Source organism: Glutamicibacter sp. GQ173 (assembly GCF_059759215.1).
Genome location: NZ_JCAXDT010000004.1, coordinates 36,832 through 59,402, shown reverse-complemented (window position 1 = coordinate 59,402; position 22,571 = coordinate 36,832). Strand labels below are relative to the sequence as shown.

24 protein-coding genes are annotated in these 22,571 nt (G+C 58.7%); 11 read left to right on the top strand and 13 right to left on the bottom strand.

The window, feature by feature from the left end; all coding sequences use genetic code 11:
- Positions 1-14: 14 nt before the first annotated feature.
- A complete protein-coding gene (gene xylB, locus AC6CHO_RS08010) occupies positions 15-1,442 on the top strand; it encodes a xylulokinase (protein ID WP_498214524.1) in 1,428 nt (475 codons plus the stop codon).
- A gap of 9 nt (positions 1,443-1,451) precedes the next feature.
- The gene (locus tag AC6CHO_RS08005; RefSeq protein WP_498214523.1) at positions 1,452-2,720 is read left to right on the top strand and encodes an FAD-binding protein; all 1,269 of its coding nucleotides are present in this window, start codon (positions 1,452-1,454) and stop codon (positions 2,718-2,720) included.
- On the opposite strand, the gene AC6CHO_RS08000 is transcribed toward AC6CHO_RS08005, so the two are convergent.
- The 3 genes from AC6CHO_RS08000 to AC6CHO_RS07990 all read right to left on the bottom strand — a co-directional run bounded on the left by AC6CHO_RS08000 (position 2,641) and on the right by AC6CHO_RS07990 (position 5,156).
- The gene (locus tag AC6CHO_RS08000; protein WP_498214522.1) at positions 2,641-3,642 is read right to left on the bottom strand and encodes a DMT family transporter; all 1,002 of its coding nucleotides are present in this window, start codon (positions 3,640-3,642) and stop codon (positions 2,641-2,643) included. The genes AC6CHO_RS08005 and AC6CHO_RS08000 overlap by 80 nt on opposite strands.
- A complete protein-coding gene (locus AC6CHO_RS07995) occupies positions 3,639-4,208 on the bottom strand; it encodes a TetR/AcrR family transcriptional regulator (protein WP_498214521.1) in 570 nt (189 codons plus the stop codon). Before AC6CHO_RS07995 ends, AC6CHO_RS08000 begins: the two co-directional genes overlap by 4 nt.
- Positions 4,209-4,274: 66 nt before the next feature.
- Positions 4,275-5,156: a LysR family transcriptional regulator gene (locus AC6CHO_RS07990; RefSeq protein WP_498214519.1), complete on the bottom strand. Its 882-nt coding sequence runs from the start codon at positions 5,154-5,156 to the stop codon at positions 4,275-4,277.
- Between the two features lie 117 nt (positions 5,157-5,273).
- Between AC6CHO_RS07990 and AC6CHO_RS07985 the strand changes: the two genes are divergently transcribed.
- Both AC6CHO_RS07985 and AC6CHO_RS07980 read left to right on the top strand, forming a co-directional pair.
- Positions 5,274-6,440: an FAD-dependent oxidoreductase gene (locus tag AC6CHO_RS07985; protein WP_498214518.1), complete on the top strand. Its 1,167-nt coding sequence runs from the start codon at positions 5,274-5,276 to the stop codon at positions 6,438-6,440.
- Between the two features lie 21 nt (positions 6,441-6,461).
- Entirely contained in the window at positions 6,462-7,712 is a 1,251-nt protein-coding gene (locus AC6CHO_RS07980) for an allantoate amidohydrolase (RefSeq protein ID WP_498214517.1), read from the top strand.
- Positions 7,713-8,213: 501 nt separating this feature from the next.
- Here AC6CHO_RS07980 and AC6CHO_RS07975 read toward each other — a convergent pair.
- From AC6CHO_RS07975 to AC6CHO_RS07965, 3 genes are read right to left on the bottom strand one after another with little or no spacing between them, the layout of a single operon-like run.
- On the bottom strand, positions 8,214-9,344 hold the full coding sequence (locus AC6CHO_RS07975) for a tyramine oxidase subunit B (protein WP_498214515.1): 1,131 nt from the start codon (positions 9,342-9,344) through the stop codon (positions 8,214-8,216).
- Positions 9,345-9,382: 38 nt separating this feature from the next.
- A complete protein-coding gene (locus AC6CHO_RS07970) occupies positions 9,383-9,730 on the bottom strand; it encodes a P-II family nitrogen regulator (protein ID WP_498214514.1) in 348 nt (115 codons plus the stop codon).
- Between the two features lie 24 nt (positions 9,731-9,754).
- Positions 9,755-10,993, bottom strand: a complete 1,239-nt coding sequence (locus AC6CHO_RS07965) for an ammonium transporter (RefSeq protein ID WP_498214513.1) — start codon at positions 10,991-10,993, stop codon at positions 9,755-9,757.
- A gap of 377 nt (positions 10,994-11,370) precedes the next feature.
- Here AC6CHO_RS07965 and AC6CHO_RS07960 point away from each other — a divergent pair, with 377 nt between their 5' ends.
- From AC6CHO_RS07960 to AC6CHO_RS07950, 3 genes are read left to right on the top strand one after another with little or no spacing between them, the layout of a single operon-like run.
- Positions 11,371-12,117: a gamma-glutamyl-gamma-aminobutyrate hydrolase family protein gene (locus tag AC6CHO_RS07960; protein ID WP_498214512.1), complete on the top strand. Its 747-nt coding sequence runs from the start codon at positions 11,371-11,373 to the stop codon at positions 12,115-12,117.
- Between the two features lie 40 nt (positions 12,118-12,157).
- Complete coding sequence (locus AC6CHO_RS07955; protein WP_498214511.1) at positions 12,158-12,691, top strand: TetR/AcrR family transcriptional regulator; 534 nt, start codon at positions 12,158-12,160, stop codon at positions 12,689-12,691.
- Entirely contained in the window at positions 12,642-13,088 is a 447-nt protein-coding gene (locus AC6CHO_RS07950) for a hypothetical protein (protein WP_498214753.1), read from the top strand. The genes AC6CHO_RS07955 and AC6CHO_RS07950 overlap by 50 nt, the downstream gene beginning before the upstream one ends.
- Before the next feature lie 26 nt (positions 13,089-13,114).
- Here the strand turns inward: AC6CHO_RS07950 and AC6CHO_RS07945 are convergent, their stop codons facing one another.
- The 4 genes from AC6CHO_RS07945 to kynU all read right to left on the bottom strand — a co-directional run bounded on the left by AC6CHO_RS07945 (position 13,115) and on the right by kynU (position 17,193).
- The gene (locus AC6CHO_RS07945; protein ID WP_498214510.1) at positions 13,115-13,558 is read right to left on the bottom strand and encodes a hypothetical protein; all 444 of its coding nucleotides are present in this window, start codon (positions 13,556-13,558) and stop codon (positions 13,115-13,117) included.
- A gap of 73 nt (positions 13,559-13,631) precedes the next feature.
- Positions 13,632-14,255, bottom strand: coding sequence for a thymidine kinase (locus tag AC6CHO_RS07940; RefSeq protein ID WP_498214509.1), 624 nt, complete (start codon positions 14,253-14,255; stop codon positions 13,632-13,634).
- Between the two features lie 138 nt (positions 14,256-14,393).
- Positions 14,394-15,809, bottom strand: a complete 1,416-nt coding sequence (locus AC6CHO_RS07935; RefSeq protein ID WP_498214508.1) for an amino acid permease — start codon at positions 15,807-15,809, stop codon at positions 14,394-14,396.
- Between the two features lie 103 nt (positions 15,810-15,912).
- Positions 15,913-17,193, bottom strand: coding sequence for a kynureninase (gene kynU / locus AC6CHO_RS07930; protein ID WP_498214506.1), 1,281 nt, complete (start codon positions 17,191-17,193; stop codon positions 15,913-15,915).
- Between the two features lie 104 nt (positions 17,194-17,297).
- Here kynU and AC6CHO_RS07925 point away from each other — a divergent pair, with 104 nt between their 5' ends.
- The 4 genes from AC6CHO_RS07925 (at position 17,298) to AC6CHO_RS07910 (ending at position 20,396) form a co-directional block, all read left to right on the top strand.
- The gene (locus AC6CHO_RS07925) at positions 17,298-17,783 is read left to right on the top strand and encodes an Lrp/AsnC family transcriptional regulator (RefSeq protein ID WP_498214505.1); all 486 of its coding nucleotides are present in this window, start codon (positions 17,298-17,300) and stop codon (positions 17,781-17,783) included.
- A gap of 69 nt (positions 17,784-17,852) precedes the next feature.
- Positions 17,853-18,290, top strand: a complete 438-nt coding sequence (locus AC6CHO_RS07920) for a hypothetical protein (RefSeq protein ID WP_498214503.1) — start codon at positions 17,853-17,855, stop codon at positions 18,288-18,290.
- Entirely contained in the window at positions 18,283-19,731 is a 1,449-nt protein-coding gene (locus tag AC6CHO_RS07915) for a sensor histidine kinase (protein WP_498214502.1), read from the top strand. Before AC6CHO_RS07920 ends, AC6CHO_RS07915 begins: the two co-directional genes overlap by 8 nt.
- Positions 19,728-20,396 carry a response regulator transcription factor gene (locus tag AC6CHO_RS07910; RefSeq protein ID WP_498214500.1) on the top strand — a complete coding sequence of 223 codons (669 nt, stop codon included), beginning with the start codon at positions 19,728-19,730 and terminating at the stop codon, positions 20,394-20,396. Before AC6CHO_RS07915 ends, AC6CHO_RS07910 begins: the two co-directional genes overlap by 4 nt.
- Before the next feature lie 16 nt (positions 20,397-20,412).
- On the opposite strand, the gene AC6CHO_RS07905 is transcribed toward AC6CHO_RS07910, so the two are convergent.
- The 3 genes from AC6CHO_RS07905 to AC6CHO_RS07895 all read right to left on the bottom strand — a co-directional run bounded on the left by AC6CHO_RS07905 (position 20,413) and on the right by AC6CHO_RS07895 (position 22,569).
- On the bottom strand, positions 20,413-21,231 hold the full coding sequence (locus AC6CHO_RS07905; protein WP_498214499.1) for a polyphosphate polymerase domain-containing protein: 819 nt from the start codon (positions 21,229-21,231) through the stop codon (positions 20,413-20,415).
- Positions 21,228-21,899 (bottom strand): DUF4956 domain-containing protein, encoded by a 672-nt coding sequence (locus AC6CHO_RS07900; protein ID WP_498214497.1) that lies wholly within the window; start codon positions 21,897-21,899, stop codon positions 21,228-21,230. Before AC6CHO_RS07900 ends, AC6CHO_RS07905 begins: the two co-directional genes overlap by 4 nt.
- 253 nt (positions 21,900-22,152) lie before the next feature.
- A complete protein-coding gene (locus AC6CHO_RS07895; protein ID WP_498214496.1) occupies positions 22,153-22,569 on the bottom strand; it encodes a DUF3151 domain-containing protein in 417 nt (138 codons plus the stop codon).
- Between the last annotated feature and the right edge of the window lie 2 nt (positions 22,570-22,571).

Here is a 22,571-nt window from a genome sequence, read left to right as displayed (position 1 = left end):
AGCAGCCACATCCAATGACGCTTGTCGCCGGCATCGACTCCTCCACCCAGTCCTGCAAGGTTGTCATCCGCGACGCCGGCACCGGAGCCCTGGTCCGCTCCGGACGCGCCAGCCACCCGGATGGCACCGAAGTGGACCCGGAGTCCTGGTTCATCGCCCTGCAAGAAGCGATCGCCCAGGCCGGTGGCTTGGATGATGTGGCCGCGATCTCGGTGGGCGGGCAACAGCACGGCATGGTGGTGCTGGATGCCACCGGTGCGGTGATCCGGCCTGCGCTGCTGTGGAACGATACCCGCAGCGCGCAGGCGGCCGCCCAGATCATCGCCGAGGCTGGCGAGGGTGACAGCGAGGCCGGCGCTGCCTACTGGGCCGGGCGCACGGGCACCCTGCCGGTCTCCTCGATCACCCTGGCCAAGCTGCGCTGGCTCAAGGACCATGAACCGGAAAACGCCGCCAAGGTCGCGGCCGTCTGCCTGCCCCACGACTGGCTGTCCTGGCGTCTGGCCGGCTATGGCCCGGGCAGCGGCGCAGAAGGCTTGGCAGCGCTGCGCACAGATCGGTCGGACGCTTCAGGCACCGGCTACTACCGCGCCTCCGAGAACGCCTATGACCTCGAAGCGCTGGAGCAGCATCTGGGGCACGCCCCCATTCTTCCCACCGTGGCCGGCCCGCTGGAATCCATTGGCCGCACCACTTCTGGCGCGCTGATCGGCCCGGGCGCGGGCGATAATGCCGCCGCCGGCTTGGGTGTTGGCGCTACCGTGGGCGATGTGGTCATGTCGCTGGGCACCTCCGGCACGGTCTTCGCCGTCGCCGATGCACCCAGCGCAGATGCCAGCGGGCTGGTGGCCGGGTTTGCCGATGCCACCGGAAACTACCTCCCGCTGGTGTGCACCTTGAACGCCACCCGAATCTTTGATGCCACGGCGAACCTGCTGCAGGTGAGCCTGGCAGAGTTCAACGACCTCGCGCTGTCCGCCACCCCGGGGTGCGACGGCATGGTGCTGCTGCCATACTTTGACGGCGAGCGCACCCCGAACCTGCCAGATGCCACCGGTTCGCTGCACGGAATCACCCGGGCGAATTACACCGCACCGAACTTGGCCCGCAGCGCGGTGGAAGCGGTGATCTGCTCTTTGGCCGACGGCCTGCAGGCGCTGGAGGCCCAAGGTGTTGAGGCGCAGCGCATCATCCTGGTGGGTGGTGGCGCGCAGTCCCGTGCGGTTCAGCACATTGCAGCCCAGGTGCTGGGCCTGCCGATCGTGGTTCCGGCACCGGGCGAATACGTCGCCGACGGTGCCGCTCGCCAGGCCGCCGGAGTGCTTGCCGGGCAGTTCCCGCAGTGGGCCCAGAATTCTGCCGAAGTCCCCGCCACAGAAGCAACCCCGCAGGTTTTGGAACGCTACCGTTCGCTGGTTTCCAGCCAGTGGCCAGCAAAGTAAGGATTAGCCGTGAAGCTAGAGACCAGGGAACTGAACTGGGCCGGAAACCTCGTGTACCGGGCCAGCCAATTGCTTTACCCCACCAGTGTCGAGCAGCTGAAGGAACAGGTCCGCGCAGCAACCAAGGTGCGGGTCTTAGGCTCTCGCCATTCCTTTAATGGCATTGCCGATACCAGCGATACCTTGATTTCTTTGAGCCGGATGCCTGAAGTCATCGAGATCAATGCGCAGGCCATGAGCGTGCGCGTCAGTGGCGGAACCACCTATGGCGCGCTGGCTGATGCCCTTGAGCAAGCTGGTTTTGCGCTGCACAACCTCGCCTCCCTGCCGCATATCTCGGTGGCCGGGGCGGTATCCACCGGCACCCATGGCTCGGGCGAAGCCCACGGCAATCTGGCGACAGCAGTCAGCGCGGTCGAACTCGTGCTGGCCGACGGCTCGCAGCTATCCGCCAAGCGGGGCGACCCGGGGTTCAACGGCTACGTGGTGTCTCTTGGCGCCTTGGGCGTGCTGACCCACCTGACCTTGGATATTGTGCCGAGCTTTGACGTCCAGCAGACCGTGTACGAGCAGCTGTCCTGGGACAAGGTGCTCGGCAACTTTGATGCCGTCCAGGCTTCTGCCTACAGCGTCAGCCTGTTCACCGACTGGAGCGGGGAGCTGGTAGGCCAGACTTGGCTCAAGCGCCGTGTTGGCGATGGCCTGGTCGATGACATTGATCAGGGCAAGTTTGGCGGATTCCCGGCCACCGCCGCGATGCATCCGCTGCCCGGGGCCGACGGCGCGATCTGCAGCGAACAGCTCGGAGCGGCTGGGCCTTGGTCCGATCGGCTCTCCCATTTCCGCATGGACTTCATGCCCAGTGCCGGTGATGAGCTGCAGACCGAATACCTGGTCCCGCGCGAGTACGCGGTTGCGGCCATGACCGCGATGCGCCAGCTATCCCCAGCGCTCACCCCCTTGCTGCTGGTGGCCGAGGTGCGCACCGTCGCCGCCGACGATTTATGGCTCAGCGGCAACTATGGCCGAGACGGCATTGCCCTGCACTTTACGTGGAAACCGCAGCAGCAAGCAGTCGAGGCCATCCTCCCGCAGGTTGAAGCCGCCCTCGCTCCCTACGCACCCCGCCCGCACTGGGGCAAGCTTTTTGCTGCCACCGCAGCGCAGCTGCGTGGAATGTACCCGAAGTTCAACGACTTCATCGCATTAGCTCGGCGCTTGGATCCTGACGGCAAATTCCGCAACGAGTTCCTTCAGCGCAACATTTTTGGCGTGTAGGCACCGAAACAGTTGGACCGGCATTCCGCGGGCTCCCCACCAACAGGATCAATAGCGCAACAGCGATCAGTGCCATGCCCGTCCAGCCCGTGAACCCCAAATGCTCCGAGAGCAATCCGACGGCCAATGCGGCTGCAACGGCTGGCTCGCTCAGCGTTACGGTAGTGGCGGTGCTCGCTGGCACCTTGGCCAACGCCATGCCAAATGCGAGATAGCCCAGGAACATCGGAATCAGTGCCAGATATGCAGCGACCATCAGGTTCTGTGCGCTGTCCAGTAGTGGCGCGCCGGAGAAAAGCAGCACTGGCATCAGCAGCAATCCTCCGACCCCGAAGACCGAACCCACGGCACCCTGACGGCCAATCCCAGTCCGGAGCAACCGTCCGGTAGCCCAGGAATAGCAGGCGTAACTGGCGCCGGCGACAAGCCCGAGCAGGCACCCTGCCACCACGCCAGAGGCACTGCCCCCGCTTTCCGCGGCCCGCGAGAACCCAAGCAGGGTGCTTCCCGCGATCCCCAGGACCGCAGCGGCATGCCAGCGCACCGTCAATCGTGCACCGTCAGCAAATCGTTCAAGAATTCCAGAATAGAGCGGGGCCGTGCCCAAGGAGATCACAGTGCCCAGCGCTACTCCTCCCAAGGACATGGAACTGTAGAAGGCCAGCGGATAGATCATGACGTTCACCCCGCCGAAGATCACCAGGCCCTTGTTATCAACCAGCGCACTGCGGTCGCCCCACACCCGGCGTGCTCCCACTGCGCACTGCAGCAGCCCGCCAATTCCCAGCGAGGCAGCACCGATGGCAAGTGGCGAAACCTCTGGTGCTTGTGCCGCCACGGTGCCGGTCGTCCCCCACAAAATGGAGGCCAGCAATAAGAGCCCGATAGCTCCGCCTGCACCATTTTGGCGCGGCCTGTTCACAGTGCTTCAACCATGTCGCTGATCATCGACCTCGCTCGCAAGAGCAACGCGCTATTCCCCTCCAAACCGGCACGCGATATCGCGCCTTCCAGCAGGAAGGAAATTTGCCCAGCCAGCAGAGCAGCCCGTTTTTTCGTAGTCAGGGTTTCCAAGTGGCCGGCAAGAAGTTGTTCCACCTGGGACTTGTGAGCCGCGACAATCGCACGACCCGGATCTCCGGCCGGCAGTTCAGCGGCGGCATTAAGCAGGCCACAGCCGCGGAAACCGTGCGCATACCCGGCTTCCGCATGGTCAATGTAGGCGTCTACAACGGCGAGCACTCCACCGGCTCCAGCACTCGCCTTTTCCAGGCGCCTTTGATAGAGCTCCAGCCATTCCTGGTGACGGGCTTGAAGATAAGCGAGAACCAATCCGGTTTTTGACTCGAAGTTGTTGTAGAGGCTCATCTTGGCTACACCGGCCTTGGCGATCACCGCATCGATTCCGGTGGCAGATATCCCGTCGGCATAAAAAAGCTGGGCGGCCGCGTCGAGAAGCTTGGTGCGGACAGCGATGCGAGGTGACATGAAAACTCCAAAGTAGACCGTTCTGTCTACTTTAGGAGAATAGCCAACTTATACCGATCGGTCTAGCTACTGCCCGCCCTCGATATCAGCTTCAAGCAAGCACTCCTGGAAAGCCGTGGCTGCAGGATTTTCAACGCCCGTGCCTGCATAGAGCCGCGTCTTCGGCTCGCCCGACAAAGGATGGAATGAGACTTCGGGCATCTGGAAGCGCGAAACCGATGCTGGCAGGATTGAGACTCCCAGCCCGGCAGCAACCAGTCCGAGGATGGTCTCCTGGTGGATCGCCCGTTCCACAATTCGAGGGGGAGTATGCCCATCAAATAATGAGTGCACCAGAGAATAGAAGCCGCTCATGTACTTGTAGGGGAACAGGACAAAGTCTTCGTCCGCTAACTCGCTAGCGTCGATCTGATCCTTGCTGCCCAGGCGATGCCCTGCAGGAAGCGCCACCACCAGCGGCTCCGAATGGATTTCCCGCAGTTCGATACCGGGCACTCGCGTTGGGTCACGCAGAATCCCAAGGTCAAGACTGCCCTCCAGCAACTTTTCTATCTGCTCGTCCGTAGTCAGCGGGTTCAGCACCAACTCCACATTCGGACGCAGCTCACGGAACCTGCGCAGCGCTGAGGGCATGGTGGCATAGCTCGCCGAGCTGACAAATCCAACATTGAGCCGCCCGCGCAACCCCAGTCCGGCTTCCGTGAGTTCCCGATTGGCTTTGTCCAGGTCGGACAGCAGCGGCTTGATCCGATCCAGGTACATTCGCCCAGCAGGGGTAAGGCTCACGCTGCGGGTAGTTCGATCAAAAAGCTGGACCCCCAGCTCTTGCTCCAGCTTTTTCACAGCCACCGTCAGGGGTGGCTGGGACATGCGGAGTTCTTCGGCGGCGCGGCCGAAATGCAAATGTTCTGCAACAACGAGGAAGTAGTGGAGGTGGCGCAGTTCCATGCAGTCTATTTTTGCACAAAAACTAATAATGTCTAGGAAAATAGTATTGGACTACCTAATAATTCGCGTGAGTTACTAGAGGTAGAACAACAAAGATGCCCAGATCAGGAGCAAGCCATGAGCACCTCGTCCCAGTCCCCCTCCGCAGAATACGTCGTAATTGGGGCAGGTCTGGCCGGCTCTTCAACAGCCTGGCGACTAGCTCAGCGAGGCTACGAAGTCGCATTGCTTGAACGCAAGGTTCCAGCGGCAGCCGATGCCAGTTCGCATGGCTCCGCACGAATTTTCCGCTACGCCTACCCCGACCAGTTCTACACGGATCTTGTTGTCCGCGCCCGTACCGCCTGGAACGAGCTGGAAGAAGCCAGCGGCAGCCAGCTGATCGCCCCGTATGGCTCCGTCGACTACGGCCCTTTGCGCAACCCCCGGCACCTCGCCGAGATTCTCGCAAACTCCGGCGTGGAGCATGAACTGCTCTCGGCCGCTGAGGCGCGCAACCGCTTTAACGGAATCAACTTCGATACCGAGGTTCTCTGGCACCCAGGGGCCGGGGTGTTGGATTCCGAACGCTCCGTCCAAGCGATGGTCGCACAAGCAAAGATCCACGGAGCCAAAGTTGAAACCCAATGGCCCGTCGCCTCAGTCGAGGCAACAGCTAATGGCTACAAGCTCACCTCCAGCGACGGCCGCACCTATCTCGCTTCCAAGATCATTGTCACCGCAGGTGGCTGGCTACCAGAACTGCTCGGCAATCTGCCATTGCCCTCCGGCTTCCTGCGCAGCATCCCCACGATGGACATCTATCAAGAGAATGCCTATCACTTCCCCTACCAGGACCAGGATCCCGAGGCCCGCCTGGCGTGGCCCACCTACATCCACAAGGATCCTGCTTTCAAGTCCTACGGCCTGCCCGGTGGACGCGACGCAAGCTTCCGAGGCCAAAAGGTAGCAGAGTACATGGCCGGGCACCGCATGGACACCGCCAGCCAGCAGAACGGCCAGATCGATCCGGCCAACCGCGAACGCGTGATCGAGTACGTGAAAAAGTACCTTCCCGGACTGGAACCCACGCCTTACGCGGAGACCACCTGCATCTTCAGCGCAACCCCCACCGAGGATTTCATCATGGATGAAGCTGATGGCATCACCATCCTCTCCCCTTGCTCGGGGCATGGTGCCAAGTTCGGTCCACTGCTCGGCGAACTGGCGGCGGACCTCGCCACCGGGGCGCGCGAAACCCCCGAGCTTTTCCGCCTGGCATCCCACGCCAAGGCCATGGCCTAGAAGACCGAGCAGAAAGCCCTTTTGGAGAATCCCTTGTTCAACATCCCGCTAGACCTGCCCACGACGACGGTCACCGAGCTCATGGCCGGCATCGCTGAAACCGGCCAAGACCAGCTGCGAGGCGGCTACTCCCGCCCAGTGTATTCCAGCGCTGAAATTGATTTGCGCACCTGGTTCATCGAGCAAGCCACTCGACGGCAGCTGAGCGTTGAGGAAGACGGCAACGGTGCACTATGGGCATGGTGGGATTTGCCGACCGGCATCCGCACCAACGCTGTAGTCACCGGTAGCCACCTTGACTCGGTGCCCGGCGGCGGACCCTTTGACGGACCGTTAGGTGTAGCCAGCGCACTAATTGCCTTTGACCTGATGCAGTCACGCAATCTTGTGCGCACCCGAGCCATGGCCATCGTGGTCTTCCCGGAAGAAGAAGGCTCCCGCTTTGGCGTGGCTTGCCTGGGTTCGCGCCTGCTCACCGGAGCCATCGACCGGGACAAGGCACTGAACCTGAAGGACCCCGACGGCAACAGTTTTGCCGATATTGCTGCCAGAAATGGCCTTGATCCACGCTTCATCGGCCCGGACCGTCGCCTCTTGGGACAGATTGGCGTCTTCGTCGAGCTGCACGTGGAACAGGGACTCGGCCTGGCAGACCTCGACCATCCGGTAGCCATCGGCGGATCCATCCTCGGCCACGGCCGCTGGAAGCTGAGCATGCGCGGGCAAGGCAACCACGCCGGAACAACGCTCATGTCCGACCGCAAGGACCCAATGGTGGCCGCCGCCCGGAGCATGGCCGCGGTGCAGCATATTGCCCGCTCGCGAGATAACGCACGAGCTACCGTGGGCCGGCTGCAGCCGGTGCCAGGCGGAACCAACGTCATCGCCTCGCGCGTGGACTACTGGCTGGACGTGCGGCATCCAGATGATGCGGTGACCGCCGGCGTAGTTCAAGAGATTCACGAATCAGCGCGGATCATTGCCGCTGAAGAGGGGTGTACGTTGGAATTTTCCCAAGAGTCGCTGAGCCCGACGGTAACTTTTGATGCAGGGCTTTCTGGGAAACTTTCCCTGGCGCTCCCCAAAGCTCCGGTACTGGATACCGGTGCGGGACATGACGCTGGAGTACTGGCCGGACACGTACCGAGTGCCATGATCTTTGTCCGCAATCCCAACGGCATCTCCCACTCCCCCGAAGAATACGTGGAAGACGCAGATGCTGAGCTCGGTGCGGCAGCTCTGGCCGACGCCTTGTCGTCTTTGCTGTCCTAGCTGCTCCACAGCCAAAAGCGCAGTGCCGGATACCGGCGCTGCGCTTTTGCGTATTTTGAAACGGATGGTGCTTGCTACCTAGGATTCAGAGGCGCTCTTCCCAGAGCATTCACTCATGCCTATCGCAAGAGAATAGTCGTTCCATGCAACGCTGCACTCGATGCAACCCGGCGCTGGTAGAGAACGTGAGCCGACAAGCATTTCTAGCTTTCTAGCTTTCTAGCTTTCTAGCTTTCTAGCTTTCTAGCTTTCTAGCTTTCTAGCTTTCTAGCTTTCTAGCTTTCTAGCTTTCTAGCTTTCTAGCAAGCATGCATTTTTGCCCGCAGGCATTCAATCGCTCTCCCAAATTCCACTGACGATTCCTGTTCCTGTTTCAAGCCCAGAATCCGTTGGAAACGCCCACGCAATCTACTCCGGACATGGCAAATCCCCGGAAAGCGGCCACACTCCGCTTTCCGGGGATCTGCGTTTATCTAAGTCCGGCAAGCCGGACCTAAAACTCTAGGCGAGGACCGGGGCGTCCCACAGGTTCAGGACCTGGCCAATGTTCTTCTCCTCGGCCGACTGGTACAAATCGGTAGCCCATGCCACGTCTTCAATCGGCATGCCGCCCACCGAGTAGAGGATGATTTCTTCATCATTGCGGCGAGCCGGGATCTTGCCGCTAGCGACGTCAGCAATCTCTTCCAGCTTGGATTCGGGCAGCTTGCCTTCACGCATCAAATCGTGGAAGTGAGTGCCGGGAATGCCCAGCAGCTGATAGGCCTGGGTGCCGTACTCCTCAGCCCACGCATCGTACAGGCCGCGGGCATCAAGGATCAGCCGAGCGTCGTTGATGACAAAGTCATCATCAAAACGTGCAGCCGCGGGCAGCAGCAAGAGAGCTCCGGGCTTGATGGCTGCGGTTGGGAAGTAAGGGAACGCCTCGGATCCCTTGATGTCGGTGCTGGTGGTCGCCAAAATGACGTCCGCATCCTTGATCGCTTCCTCAACGGTCTCAGCGGCCACAATCGACTTCACCTGCGGGAAGTTGTCACGGATGTACTGCGCAAAGGTCTCCACGCCAGCGGCCGAACGGCCCTTGACGGTCACGGTGTCGATGCTCGGACGCAGTGACAGGGTCGCATCAATGACGGACTTGGCAATCACGCCTGGGCCAACGACGGCAGCAACCTTGGCATCCTGCTTGGCCAGGTGCTTCACGCCAACCCCCGGAACGGCTCCGGTGCGGTAGGCACTGAGCAGGTTTGCGCTCATCACAGCCATCGGGGCGCCAGTGTCGGTGTCGTTAAGGGTGAACAGGTGAATGGACCGAGGCTGGCCCTTGGCCCGGTTCGCGGTGTTCGAGCCGTACCACTTCACGCCCGTGGTCCCGAATCGTCCACCGAGATAGGCCGGCATGGCCATGAAACGGCGGTCAGGGCCATCGCTTGGCATGCCTTCGTGGACAGGGTTCTGCGGGAAGGTGATCATCGCTCCGTGCGAGTTTCCGTTCTCGCCGGCCATCCGGTAATCGCCATTGCGCAACAGGATCAGCGCTTCTTCCATCACGTCGGTGCAACGGGTGATGTCCGTGACTCCTGCTGCGATCATGTCCTGTTCGCTGAGGTAGCGGAAGTTGATAGTAGTCATGTGGTGCTCCTTTGCTGGACTTTCTAATCGATCAATGCTCAGATGGCTGCTTCGCCGGTTTCGCCGGTTCGCACGCGGATGATCTGTTCCAGAGGAGAAACCCAGACCTTGCCGTCGCCGATTTCGCCGTCCTCACCGGTTTTTGCCGTACTGACAATAAGGTCCAGGGCACGTTCCAAATCCGATTCTGCAACCAGCAGTTCCAGGCGGATCTTGGTCCGGAACTTCACGGAGAATTCTTGGCCTCGGTAGTACTCGGTGCGCCCGCCCTGGGCGCCCCGGCCCTGGACTTCGGTGGCGGTCACTCCCGAGAAGCCGGCCTTCTCCAATTCGGAGCAGATGGATTCAAGCCTGATGGGCTTGATAACTGCGGTGATAAGTTTCATGGCAGAGCCTTTCTGTGCAGGCTGCTAGAGCTGACGGCTGTCGTAGGCGGATTCGGCATGGATGGAGTTATCCAACCCAGCCTCTTCTTCCGCCTCGCTGACGCGGATTGGGGAAATCTTGTTCATCACCCAGGCGATGGCGAAGGTCATGGCGAAGCTGTAAATCAACGTGGCGGCAATCGCGATCAGCTCGTGGCCCAACTCGGCGAAGTGGCCACCGAAGAAGATCCCAGCCATTTCACCTGGCGCTTTTGGATTGGCGAAGAAGGTCGCGAACAGCGAACCGGTGATGCCGGCGATGCCGTGCACCGCAAAAACATCCAGCGAGTCATCAATCTGGTGACGGCGCTTCCAGGTGATGGCCCACGCGGCAGCTGCTGCGGCAAGGAAACCGACCATCAGCGCGCCAATGGGACCCACCACGTCGGCCACCGGGGTGATGCCGACCATTCCGGCAATAGCTCCGGTACCCAAACCCAGCATGGTGGCATGACCATCACGAACACGCTCGATCGTGATGAACCCCAGCATGCCACCGCACAGGGCCAGCAAGGTAGTGAGGATGACGTATTGGGCCATGAAATTCGCCCCGCCGGCGGTGCCGCCGTTGAACCCCATCCAGCCAGTAGCAATCAAGCCCACGCCGATCATCATCAGCGGCAGGTTATGCGGACGCCCCGGGCGCATTTTTCGCTTGCCCAAGACCACGGCCAGTGCCAGGCCAGCAGCACCGGCATTCATGTGCACGGCGGTGCCACCGGCAAAGTCGTGGAAGCCCAGCTTGTTGCGCAGCCAGCCGCCGACGACGCCGGTCTCTGGATTATCAAAAGCAAAGACCCAGTGTCCCAGTGGGCAGTAGACCAAAATGATCCACAGGGCCACGAAGACCAGCCATGCACCGAATTTCATGCGCCCGGCAGCACCGGACGCTACCAGCGCCACGGAGATTGCGGCGAAGAGGATGTAAAACGCACCCCAGAAGGTGCCTCCCGCCTCGTCGTCGGACATGAAGTCGGAGAAGAAGGTGTAGTCGAAGGGATTGCCGATGATTCCTGCGCCCCCGAGCGAATCACCGAGAACCAGTCCATGGCCGATAACCACGTAGACAACGCCGGTCACCGCCAATGCGCTGAGCACCATCAGCATCATGTTCAGGACGTTGCGTCCGTTGAGCATGCCACCGTACAGCATTGCCAGTCCTGGGAACATCAGCAGGACCATGGCGAATGCCGCCAGGAGCCATGCCATGTCAGCGGCTTCCATGATGGGCGCCCCTTTCGAAGTTTGTGTTTGCGAGCAATTTCAAACTATCGATGCAACATTCCGCTTCGCTTTCGAATCCGTTTCCGGCAAGCAACATAATGTTTCGTTTCACAGCTCAAATATCGACCGTGTGAATTCTTTGTAAAAGGCCGGTCATCAGCGGACTTCTTGTAGGTTGACGGGCACCCCGAAGATATTCTTGAAGGCAATTATTAGCGGTCGACATGGCTTTATTAGCCAGTCGCTATAGATGAACTTGGAGAAACATGCAGGAAACATCCACGATTCCACTACGAAATCCGGGACTTGTAGCTTAGGTTGCATCAACCCTTATCGGCCATTTTCACAGGCCCGAAATGCACTAGTTGGAGCTGGTCTTGGCACCTTTGAATTTCACGGTTCTGCACATACGCGAATCCCGATCGCACAACCCCCTATTCCAGCAGGAACTTGATGAGCTCAACGAAAACACCGTCGGCCAGATCATCGATGCCGGGCACAACGCAGCGCTGGTTCCATGCAATGATCTAAGCCTCGAGCAGGTGCTGCAGATTGTTGACGCGGCAGACGCAGTGCTGGTCATGGGTGGCGAAGATGTCGAGCCATCGCTCTACGGACGCACCTCGGCCTACCCCGGAGGCGGCCAACACGAGCTTGCTGCGGACCGGAACCACATTGCCGCCATCCAACATGCCATCGCCACCAAGACGCCTTTGCTCGGAATCTGCCGTGGCCTGCAGCTGTTAAACGTTGCCTTGGGCGGCACCTTGATTCAGCATCTGGAGAATGCCGATGCCCACCGCAGCACGGGCAGTGATCCTTTTGTCGATACCCGTTTCGACTCCATCGCTTCCGAGCTAGAAGAAGACCTGTCTGCCAAGGCCACCCACAAGTGCACACATCACCAAGCCATACACGAGCTGGGCAAGGGCCTGCAGATCGCAGCCATGTCTACCGACGACATTATCGAGGCGGTCGTGCACGAGTCAGCTCCAGTGACCGCAGTGCAATGGCACCCGGAACACCCCCACACTGCTTCCAGCCAGCTCCGCGCGCTGATCCAGCGCTTGGCAATGCAGTGCCAGGCAGCATCAGGCGTAGCTCCCGAACTCATCAACGGCTAGCACGCCGGAGAGCTACCTGCCTGAGGCTAGACTTGGTCTTATGGCATTGACTCAGTTAACGGTCGTGGATACCGCGGTCGACATCCTGCAACAGTTCGGGTTGGCTGACTTGTCGATGCGCCGTCTGGCCAAGGAGCTGGATGTTCAAGTTGGCGCTCTCTACTGGCATGTGAAAAACAAGCAGGAATTGCTAGCCCAGGTGGCCGCCAAGCTGCTCAATACTCCGCAGCTCTCGGTCAATGCCGATGACTTCAGCACTCCTGCCGATGCCATTCTTCAACTTTCTCGGCGGCTGTATCTCGCGTTGTTGCCGATCCAGGACAGCCCTGAAGTCATTGAAGTTGCCACCGCAATGCAGGCTACCGACCTGGCTCCAGTTCTGCAATTGCGCGAGCTCTTAGAATCTTCAGGGCTTCCTGCGGAGAACGCCCGCCACGGACAGCAACTTCTGCTCAACCACATCCTTGGGTCTGTCGCCTTCCGGCAGAACCTCGTGCAGTTGGATGTTGATGCACCCCTAGCGGATGGCTTCGATTGGGGCCTGCAAAGAGCTGTTGCCGGGCTGGTCAGCTGACAGCACGGATATTTCCGCTAGACTCAATCACGAAGAAACGGAACTGGCACCGGCCTCTGGCTTTGTAAAGGTTAAGGGCTCCCGGACTCTGCTGCGGCAAAAGGGGGCTTCTTCGCCGATTACCCTTCGCTTTTGCTTAGACCCTAAAGTGACTGAGCATTCGCAAACGGCATCAGAACGCGCTAAGCGCAAATACCACGAAGAAAAATGCGCAGGCCCAGAAGGCCACAAGCGCCCAATTGCCAAAGAACTTGTCTTCTTCGGAACCGGTTCTCTTCCGGTCTCGGCGTTCCCATTCGAATACACCGATGAACAACAGGGCCAAGAGCAAGGCAATGATTGCCGCGACTATCACTTAGTACCAGCTTTCGAATCGTTCACGCACCTGACAACATAGTTCAGCCCGTCGCTTATCGACTTACGTTATTTCGGACAGCCTTCACGTACTAACCGCGTCATGGATTTGGGGCACATGGCGTGCCACCAGTCTCTTGAACCGAATTTGTCGTATTCACCATTGGAGAACATCTCGATGCCAGAGGTATCAGCGCTCGTTCGATAGTACGTGATGATCGGATCCCCTTCAGTAGTTGGCGATGCGACAGTCAACTCGGCATTGCGCTCACCTGTCGCTGAATCCATGCAGTCAATAGCCTCTGCTGGTATCTGTTCACCCTGGGCAAGGGTTATCTCCCCACAGGACTCACGTTGAACATCATCATGGAATACCGAGGGCGCGCGATCGGAAGTTCGGGATTTTTCGAATATGTCTTGGGGCCCCGGCTGTCCATCAGGTGTCGCCCCGGCACACCCGGATAGCATCAGCAGCGCAAGAGCAACGAGAAGCAATCCAGCCGAAGTCTTCATGTAGAGAGTCTTGCACACGAGGCTTCACCAGAAAATAGGCGTAATCGAAACGTGACTTGGGAGTGTTCGAGGGCTAGCTCAGCTTGCCGCCGGAGGCTTCGAGATAGCACGAGGCACAAAGTGATTCGTACCAAACGTCTTCGCCGTCAATGGCAACCTGATCCCCGTCGAAGACAACTGCATCTCCAACTCGTCGGGTATTGAACATCGCCTTGCGCCCACAACGGCAAATGGTCTTCAGCTCTTCCAAAGAATGGGCGAGCTCCATCAGGCGGGCGGAGCCGGGGAAGGCATGAGTGCGGAAGTCAGTGCGGATGCCATAGGCCAACACCGGCACGTTATCCAGCACAGCAATACGCAACAGATCATCAACCTGTTCGCGGGAGAGGAATTGCGCCTCATCCACCAGAAGGCAGGCCACCGGTGGCGCATCAACATGGGTCACCAAGGCATCTGGGTCATCTCCCGAGCTCTGTGCAGCGAATTGCTCCCTGACATTATCTTCAGGGCTAATGGTGAAGTCGGTGATGCGCTTGATTCCCAGTCTCGAAACGATCGAGTTCTCGCCCTTGGTATCCACACCGGGCTTGGCAAGCAGGATTCGCTGGCCCCGTTCTTCATAGTTGAAAGCAGCCTGAAGCAAACTCGTGGACTTGCCAGAATTCATTGCTCCGTAGCGGAAATACAACTTGGCCACTATCGCTCCTCGAAGAATCGTCGCATCCGCCAACTAGCAGACACCCTACGATCTTAGTGCCAGCACCATTATTCTGTGGCGGCTACACTCGGCGCAGCACCCAATCCGGCTCAACTCACAGCTGGTGTTGGCCATTTGCTATTCCGAGAACTGGACAGCTGGCTTCTGCGGTTTTCTGGCAAAAACTAGCCAGTACAGTACCGACATCACTACGACGAAGGGCACGCCGAAGATCAACGTGAACTTGAACTGGGGAACAAAGTACGAGGTCACCAGCAAGGCAGCCAGCAAGAGCGCGCCAAGGATGGACGCGGCAGGATACCCGAACAACTTGAAGTCCAAGGGCTCTTGTTGCTGCTTCACTTTGCGGCGGAAGAACACGTGGGTTAGCAGAATCATGAACCAGGTTGCCAACGCGCCGAAGGTGGCCAAAGACAGCATGATGCCGAATCCTCCATCGGGAACCAACGCATAAACCACGGCGGCGACGGCAATGCCGCCAGCAGACATCCACACTGCATGAATCGGCGCCCCTGCACTGTTGGTTCGATGCGCAATGCGTGGCGCATGACCTGAATCAGCCAGAGAATGCAGCATGCGAGTCGCGGCATATAGTTGTGCGTTCATGGCCGAGAGCGCTGCAATAATCAGCACAAAATTCAACACGGAATCAGCAAAGGGTATACCCACCTGGGACATCACCGTCACGAAGGGCGACCCCCCGGAAACCAGTTCGCTGGTTGGCGCGACTGCCAGAATGAGAGCCATGGTGAATACGTAGAAGAGCAAGAGCCTCAGGAAGGAGACCTTGAAGGACTTGCGCACCGCAATCTTCGGGTTTCGGGCCTCGGCGGCAGCAATTGAGATTGCTTCAATACCCATATAGGAGAAGATCGCAACAATCACCGCGCTCCATGTGCCAAACAATCCGTTGGCGAAGAAACCACCTTCAGCGCTGTAGTTATGCACGCCAAACTGGTCTTGCGGATTATGGAATACCAGCCACAGGGCGATGATGATGAAGGCAAGAACCGCAAAAACCTTGATGGCCGAGAACCAGTATTCGGTGGTTCCGAAGATCTTCACGCTGCAGAAGTTCACCGCCAAGAGGACGGCGGAGAAAATAGCCACCCACCACAGTCCGGGAAGTTGCGGGAACCAGTACTGCATATATTCGCCGACGGCACTGACCTCGGTACCGACCGCGAAGATCAGCGCGGACCAATACAGGTATTTGGTGAGGTATCCGGCGAAACGGCCCAGATACCGTTCGGCGTAAACGCCGAAGGATCCAGCCACCGGTTGCTTGACCGTCATTTCGGCGAGCGCACCCATCACCAGCAGGGCCACCAGGCCACCGATCACGTAGCTGAGGATTACCGATGGCCCAGCCATCATGATGGCCAGCTTGCTGCCGGCAAAAAGCCCGGTGCCAATGGCACTGCCCAGGGCAATCATGGACATTTGCGCAGGGGTCAGTGATTTCTTCAGACCCGACCCGACGTCAGTGGCGCGTACCGGCTGCTTGCCCAACGATGCTCCCTTGAAACTCATACGAACAGCACGGCATCTGAACATGCCGTGCTGCGTATAAGCGTACTCTGGCCAGCGCAGGCCATCGGTGGAGCAATCGCAAATTGCCGCCGCTGGTTTCCGGCTACGTCACGGCATTTCGTACGGCGTACTCTTCACGCTGCCATGCGCCGGTGTGCAGAATTTCACGCAGTTTCTCCACGGCATCCCAGATATCGGTACGCGTCAGGTACAACGGAGTGATTCCAAAGCGCAGGACTTCGGGCTCGCGGTAATCACCGATGACACCGTGGTCGATCAGCGCGGTGATGATTTCGTAGCCATGCTCGTGGCGGAAGCTCACGTGGCTGCCCCGGGCTGCATGCTCTCGTGGAGTCACCAGTTCCAGGCCGAATCCCGCGCACCGAGTCTCAACCAGCGTGATGAACAGGTCCACCAGCTCAAGCGACTTGGACCGCACCTGAACCATATCGGCTTCCAAGGCGATATCGAGTCCTACCTCGACCATGGCCAGCGAGGTCATTGGCTGGGTGCCGCACATGAATCGGCGGATGTCATTGGCTGGCGTGTAGCTTTGCGACATTTCGAATGGCTTGTTGTGGGACCACCATCCTGACAGGGGCTGCCAGAAGCGTTCGTGATGGCGGGCGTTGACCCAAATGAAAGCCGGTGAGCCCGGCCCACCGTTGAGGTATTTGTAGGTGCACCCCACCGCGTAGTCTGCATCTGCGAGATTCAAGTCGACCGGCACCGCACCTGCGGCATGGGCCAGGTCCCAAATAACCAGTGCGCCGGCAGCGTGGACCGCGGCGGTGATTTCGTCCATATTCCACATGGCACCGGTCCGGTAATTCACGTGCGACAGTGCCACGACCGCGACGCTGTCATCCAAAGCCGCGCGCAGTGAATCTTCGTCATCAACCAGCTTCACCTCATAGGCGAGACCAGTTTCCTGTGACAGCGAGTTGACGAGGTCGGCCAGGCCTTCGGCGATGTAAATGTCGGTAGGGAAATTATCGCGTTCGGTCAGGATCACTCGACGTTCAGGCGCATCGGCCTTTTGCGTACGCAGAGCGGACGCCAGAGCTTTAAAAAGGTTCAGCGTGGTGGTGTCGGTGATTGCAGTTTCGTTCGGCTTCCCGCCGATCATGCTGCCGAGCTTATCCCCCAGCTTCAGCGGCAGGTCGAACCAGCCAGCGGTATTCCATGAACGGATCAACCCTTGTCCCCATTCTTCGCTGACCACCTGGGCTGCGCGTTCGGCAGCACCCTTGGGCAAAGCCCCGAGCGAGTTTCCATCAAGGTAAATGATGTTTTCGGGCAAGATGAAACGGTCCGCGAAAGCGGTGAGAGGATCCGCGGCATCCAGCTGGGCCAAGGAATGGCGAGTCAACTCGGCAGGCATTTTGCTCCTAAGATTTCGGTTCTCTGCGCTGTAGACATCGTAGAATTGAACACGAGATTATGCGACCGAATCCGAACTTTAATAAAGAATGAATTGAGATATCCGTGGAAAATTCCCTCTGGGAAATGCAAGGCGAGGCCATTCCGAATCCTGTTCGCGTTGATGCCACCGATCTGGCGATCCTCTCGGAGCTGAGCCAGGACGCACGGATCCCCAACAACATTCTCGCCGCGAAAGTTGGCGTGGCTCCATCAACCTGTCTCGGACGGGTCAAAGCCTTGTCCTCCGCCGGAATCATTACCGGGTACCACGCGGCAATCAATGAAAAACTGCTTGGTGTCACGGTCAATGCAATGATTTCAGTACTCGTATCGCCGTCAGCCCGGGACCGGTTGCTTTCCTCCGCAAAATCCTTGCAACGGTTGCCCGAGGTAAAAGAAGTCTTCGTATTGGGAGGATCCCCCGATCTGCTGGTTCGGGTAGCTACCCGGAGCATCGATGATCTGCGGACCTTTGTCGCTACGCATTTGGGGTCTAACAGCGCGTTTTCTTCAACCCAAACAGTGATCATTTTTGAGCATCTGCGCTAGCTGAGCCCGCACCGTCATCTATCAGCATCTCTCATCTGGATCTCATGTGCATCCGGAACAATGGGTGGCATGGGAAAGGAAACGTTGCGCCGCATTGTGGCTTCATTCGCCGTGGTGGCGGTGATCGGCTTGGGCATCTTTGGAATCAGCCGCGCCATGGGCGGACCTTCGGACCAGGATCTAGGCGAAGGGTTCATCTTCAAAGAAGATTCTCCTTCTCAGACCAGTGGCGTACCTAACGGACCAACGCAGTCACCGAGTCCGTCAGAGTCTACAACTGCCAAGCCAACACCTACTCCGTCCACAACGACTAAACCAAGCAGTTCAACGAAAAATCCGTCGCCAAAACCCACCGCAACGGTTAAGCCCAAACCAACAGCGGCCGCTCCGCCTAAGAAAACCGTCACGCCATTGCCTCCCTCAGGTAGCCAAAACGACGACGACGATGATGATGATTACGAAACTGATGACGACGATGCGGACGACGACGTAGGCGACGATGACTAAAGCGCCCGAACGCCGATGGTCCATCCGCGCTCGCGTGCTTACCGGCATGTTGCTCTTGGTCGGCCTGGCACTTGTTGCTGCTGGTGCGGCAAGCTTCGCTGTGCAACGCCATGAACTCAATGAACGACTTGATGAATCCCTCTCACGGTCCGTAAAAGAATTCGGCGTGCTAACCGAAACGGGTGTTGACCCGCGGACCATGAAACGATTCGAACATGCCGAGGACCTGCTCTACATCGCAATGCAGCGCACCCTCCCCTCCCCTAAGCAAGGAATGGTCTCCTTAGTTGGCAAGGAGGTGCGTTGGACTGCGCCGGATATAGTAGGCATCCGGCTGGAAGACGACCCCGAGTTCATCGAATGGGCCTACCAGGTTCAAGACAGCAACCATATTCGACTCGGCACCGTAAAGACTGGCGTCGCCACCTACCGTGCCGTCGTGGTCCCGGTAAGCTTGCCTGCCGACCGCGAGCGCGGCTCCTTTGTCTTGGCCTATGACTACTCGGCCGAGGCTATAGCAAATGACCGGAACTTCATGATCTACAGCGCCGTCGGTGCTTCGGTCATGTTGTTGTCGGCCCTGGCTGCGTGGCTGGTTGTGGGACGAATGCTGGAGCCGATTCGCAGATTGCAGACCACCGCGCAGCAGATCTCCGAAACCGATGTTTCCCAGCGCATTGAAGTCTCCGGCAATGACGAGTTCGCGGACTTGACCGTCACGGTTAATGAAATGCTGGACCGCCTCGACGGCGCGTTGAAATCCCAACGCCAGCTTCTGGACGATGTGGGACATGAGCTTCGCACCCCGGTGACGATCATCAATGGACACCTGGAGCTCATGGATCCCCATGACCCGCAGGATGTGGAGCAGAGCCGCGATATTGCCATGGACGAGTTGGGTCGCATGTCCCTGCTCATCAATGACCTGGTGACACTCGCCAAGACCAACCGTGCAGACTTCCTGCAAATTGAGCCGGTCCAGGTAGGCAAGCTGCTTGACGACATCCTGGACAAGGCCCGCGGGCTGGGCCAGCGCCAATGGCGCATCGACTACCGCACCGAGGCTACGGTCCGATTGGACCCGGCACGCCTGACCCAGGCCATGCTGCAGTTATGCGCCAACGCAGTGAAATTCTCGGAAGAGAATAGCCGTATTGCCCTGGGAAACGAGATCCTGCGGAACGGCCCTGAAGAGACCACCCTGCGCTGGTGGGTATCCGATGCCGGCATCGGCATTCGCTCAGATGATTTGGAACGCATCTTTGAACGCTTTGGCCGCGGGCAGAATTCTGCGCGCTCCTCGGGTTCGGGTTTGGGCCTGAATATTGTGCAAGCTATCGCCGAAACCCACGGTGGACGCGTCTGGGTAAACTCGGAGCCAAAAAACGGTTCCACGTTCTATATTGATCTGCCGCTGTCGACAGGAAGCAAGGAAGAATGAGCCAAATATTGATCGTAGAAGATGAACCTCGCATCAGCTCCTTTGTCGCAAAAGGACTGAGGGCCGCCGGACTGACCTCCACGATTGCCCAGACCGGACTCGACGGATTCAGCCAAGCGCTCGACGGCGATCACGAATTGATCATCTTGGATTTGGGCTTGCCGGATGAAGACGGCTTCTCTGTCCTGCGCCGGCTGCGGGCAGCGCACATCACCATCCCGGTCATCATTCTGACCGCTCGCGGAAGCGTTGAGGATACTGTCGCCGGACTGCAAAATGGCGCCGACGACTATATGGCCAAGCCTTTCCATTTTGATGAGCTGCTTGCCCGGGTTCGGCTGCGGTTGAGGACCGACGACCACGCCCCTGAAGCTTCTTCCTTAACTCATGAAAACCTGCACATGGATCTGCTACGCAGACGAGTTACGGTGGATTCAACAGAGGTAGATCTTTCCGCCCGTGAATTCGCGCTTACCGAGGCCTTCTTGCGCAACCCAGGCCAGGTGCTCAGCCGCGAACAGCTGCTCTCACGAGTTTGGGGCTACGATTTTGATCCTGGTTCCAACGTCGTAGACGTTTACGTCCGCTACCTTCGCAACAAACTCGGCTCGTCACGCTTCGAGACCGTCCGCGGATTCGGCTACCGGCTAGCGGCCTCAAAATAATTGGGCAGAGCACTGGTTAGCCCAGCGTTGGATCCGGGACAAAATTCTGCTGCAACAACCTGCTCCAGCGGTTTGCAGGAAGATGCGGATTCAGCAGAGCCACACCGATGCAGTACTTGGACATGGATACTTCGCGAATGCCCAGCTCTGCCAGTGCCCGGTCTGAGGCTCCGCGACCATCAGCGGACTTCGTCTCGACAACAATGAGATCCGGCCCATTGATCTGCTTATTGGCGTTGGCGTATTCCAATTCGACATCGCAGGTCAGGCGTTCAGAATCGATCGGGTTCACGAAGGTGGCCCGCGTGTAGGCGCTGTCTAGCACCGGATGCAGTTCGGGGACTTGTTGGCCGTATTCGCTGTGCAGCACCGAGCCCAGGAATTGCAGGTTATCCACGGTCAGTTTTCCAGCCTCGTGCATCTCCTGCTGGATCCGGTGTTTCACAGTGGCCCCGCGCAATCCCTTGGTCTTGATTTCAAACATCGACAATCCGGTATCGGCATAGGTTCGTGAACGAACTTTGTAGCGTCTGCGCCGGCCCTGCCGGTGAGCCCGATACTGCTCGAAGTCCTCGGTATCGAAGTACACGGATTCATACCGGAAAGTTCGCAGGCCATCGATCTGCATGATCTTGAACTTCTCACCCAGTCGTTCCGATAATGCGGTGAACTGCTGGGGCGTGAGCACGAATTTCTTATCAACACGCGTCTGCAGCGCAGCTTCGGAAACGACTTCCTGCAAGCTGGTTGGTTCGCGATGCGCCACAGCTTCTTCCAGCGCAGTGCGGGCGCCAGTCGATCTAGCACTTCGAGTGCGGCTATCCAGCGCGGTCATCGGGACCACGAATCCTGCTTGGTTCCGTTCTGTGAAGAAGAATTCCTTGCTTTGCTTTGTCCATTGGCCAGTTCGAATGTTCCCGCGTGGGCGAAGCTGCTATCCGATTTGGCCGCTGAGGCGGCATTTGTGCGGAACCGGACATCTACGATGGTCAGATCGCGAACCATGTCCAGCTCGACCACCACGGTGCGCAGAACCTTGGCATCTAGCAGTTCTTCGAGCGCTGCTTGAAGTTCAGGCTTTTTCGGGTAGGCCTTTTCCAAGGTGACCGTCTGACGTTCGGTACGTGGGGCGAAACTTGGGTGATCGGCGAGGAACATGACGAGCACCAGAGCCGCGGTGGCCGAAGGGGCCAGCCACGCTGGATCTGGGTGCAGTCCGTTGACCAGTCCGATGGCCAGCGATATGAAGTAGTAGGCAACTTCTTCCTGGGTCAGCGTGTCTGACCGAAGGCGAATGATGGAAAGGATGCCGAAGAGTCCGAGCCCCAGCCCCATGCCTGCCCCGCTGCCGGAAAGCAGCAGGGTCACCGCGAAGATACCCATGCTCAATGCGATGTATGCAAGCACCAAATCGCGGCGGAAGTGGCGACGGAAGTATACGAAGTACACCAGCACGGTAATGCCGATGACGTTTGAGGCCAGGCCTGTCCAGAAAGACAACATTCTTATCCCTTTCAATGATGTGAAGCGATGATCCCTTCTAAGTGAACTTTAGGTGAGCAGAATGAAGACAAATGTAGAACAGGATGAGAAAGTCCTCATATTACTGAATGCTTCATGACCTGCAGTTTTAAGTTTTCAGCTGTTGAAATACGATGATTCGCCGGTCACGCTGCATGTAGATAGTGCCCGATTAAGACAAACGGCGGCTCGTCCCGTAATGAGACGAGCCGCCGTTTGGCGATACTGCGGTTGCTTACTTGCCAGCTTCGATTTCAGCCTTGGCCGAAGCATCCGAATCGTTCAGGAATTTGCCGATTCGATCAACTTCTTCAGCTTCGCCGATGGCTGCGGCCGCACGACCCAGCGCGTAGAGCGAGCGGAGGAAGCCGCGGTTAGGCTCGTGGCTCCAAGGTACGGGTCCTTGCCCGCGCCATCCGGCCTTGCGCAACGAGTCGAGGCCGCGGTGGTACCCCACGCGCGCGAACGCGTAGGACTCCACGGTGCGGCCTTCGCCATGTGCTTCGTCGGCCAGCAGCGCCCACACCAGGGAAGAAGATGGGAAATTAGCGGCCAAATCAACTGGCTCATCGCCAGCTTCGAGGCGCGTCAAAACCTCAGACTCTTCTGGGAGCAGCGTTTCTGGAATGCCCAGCAGGTTCTCTCCTGCCATCT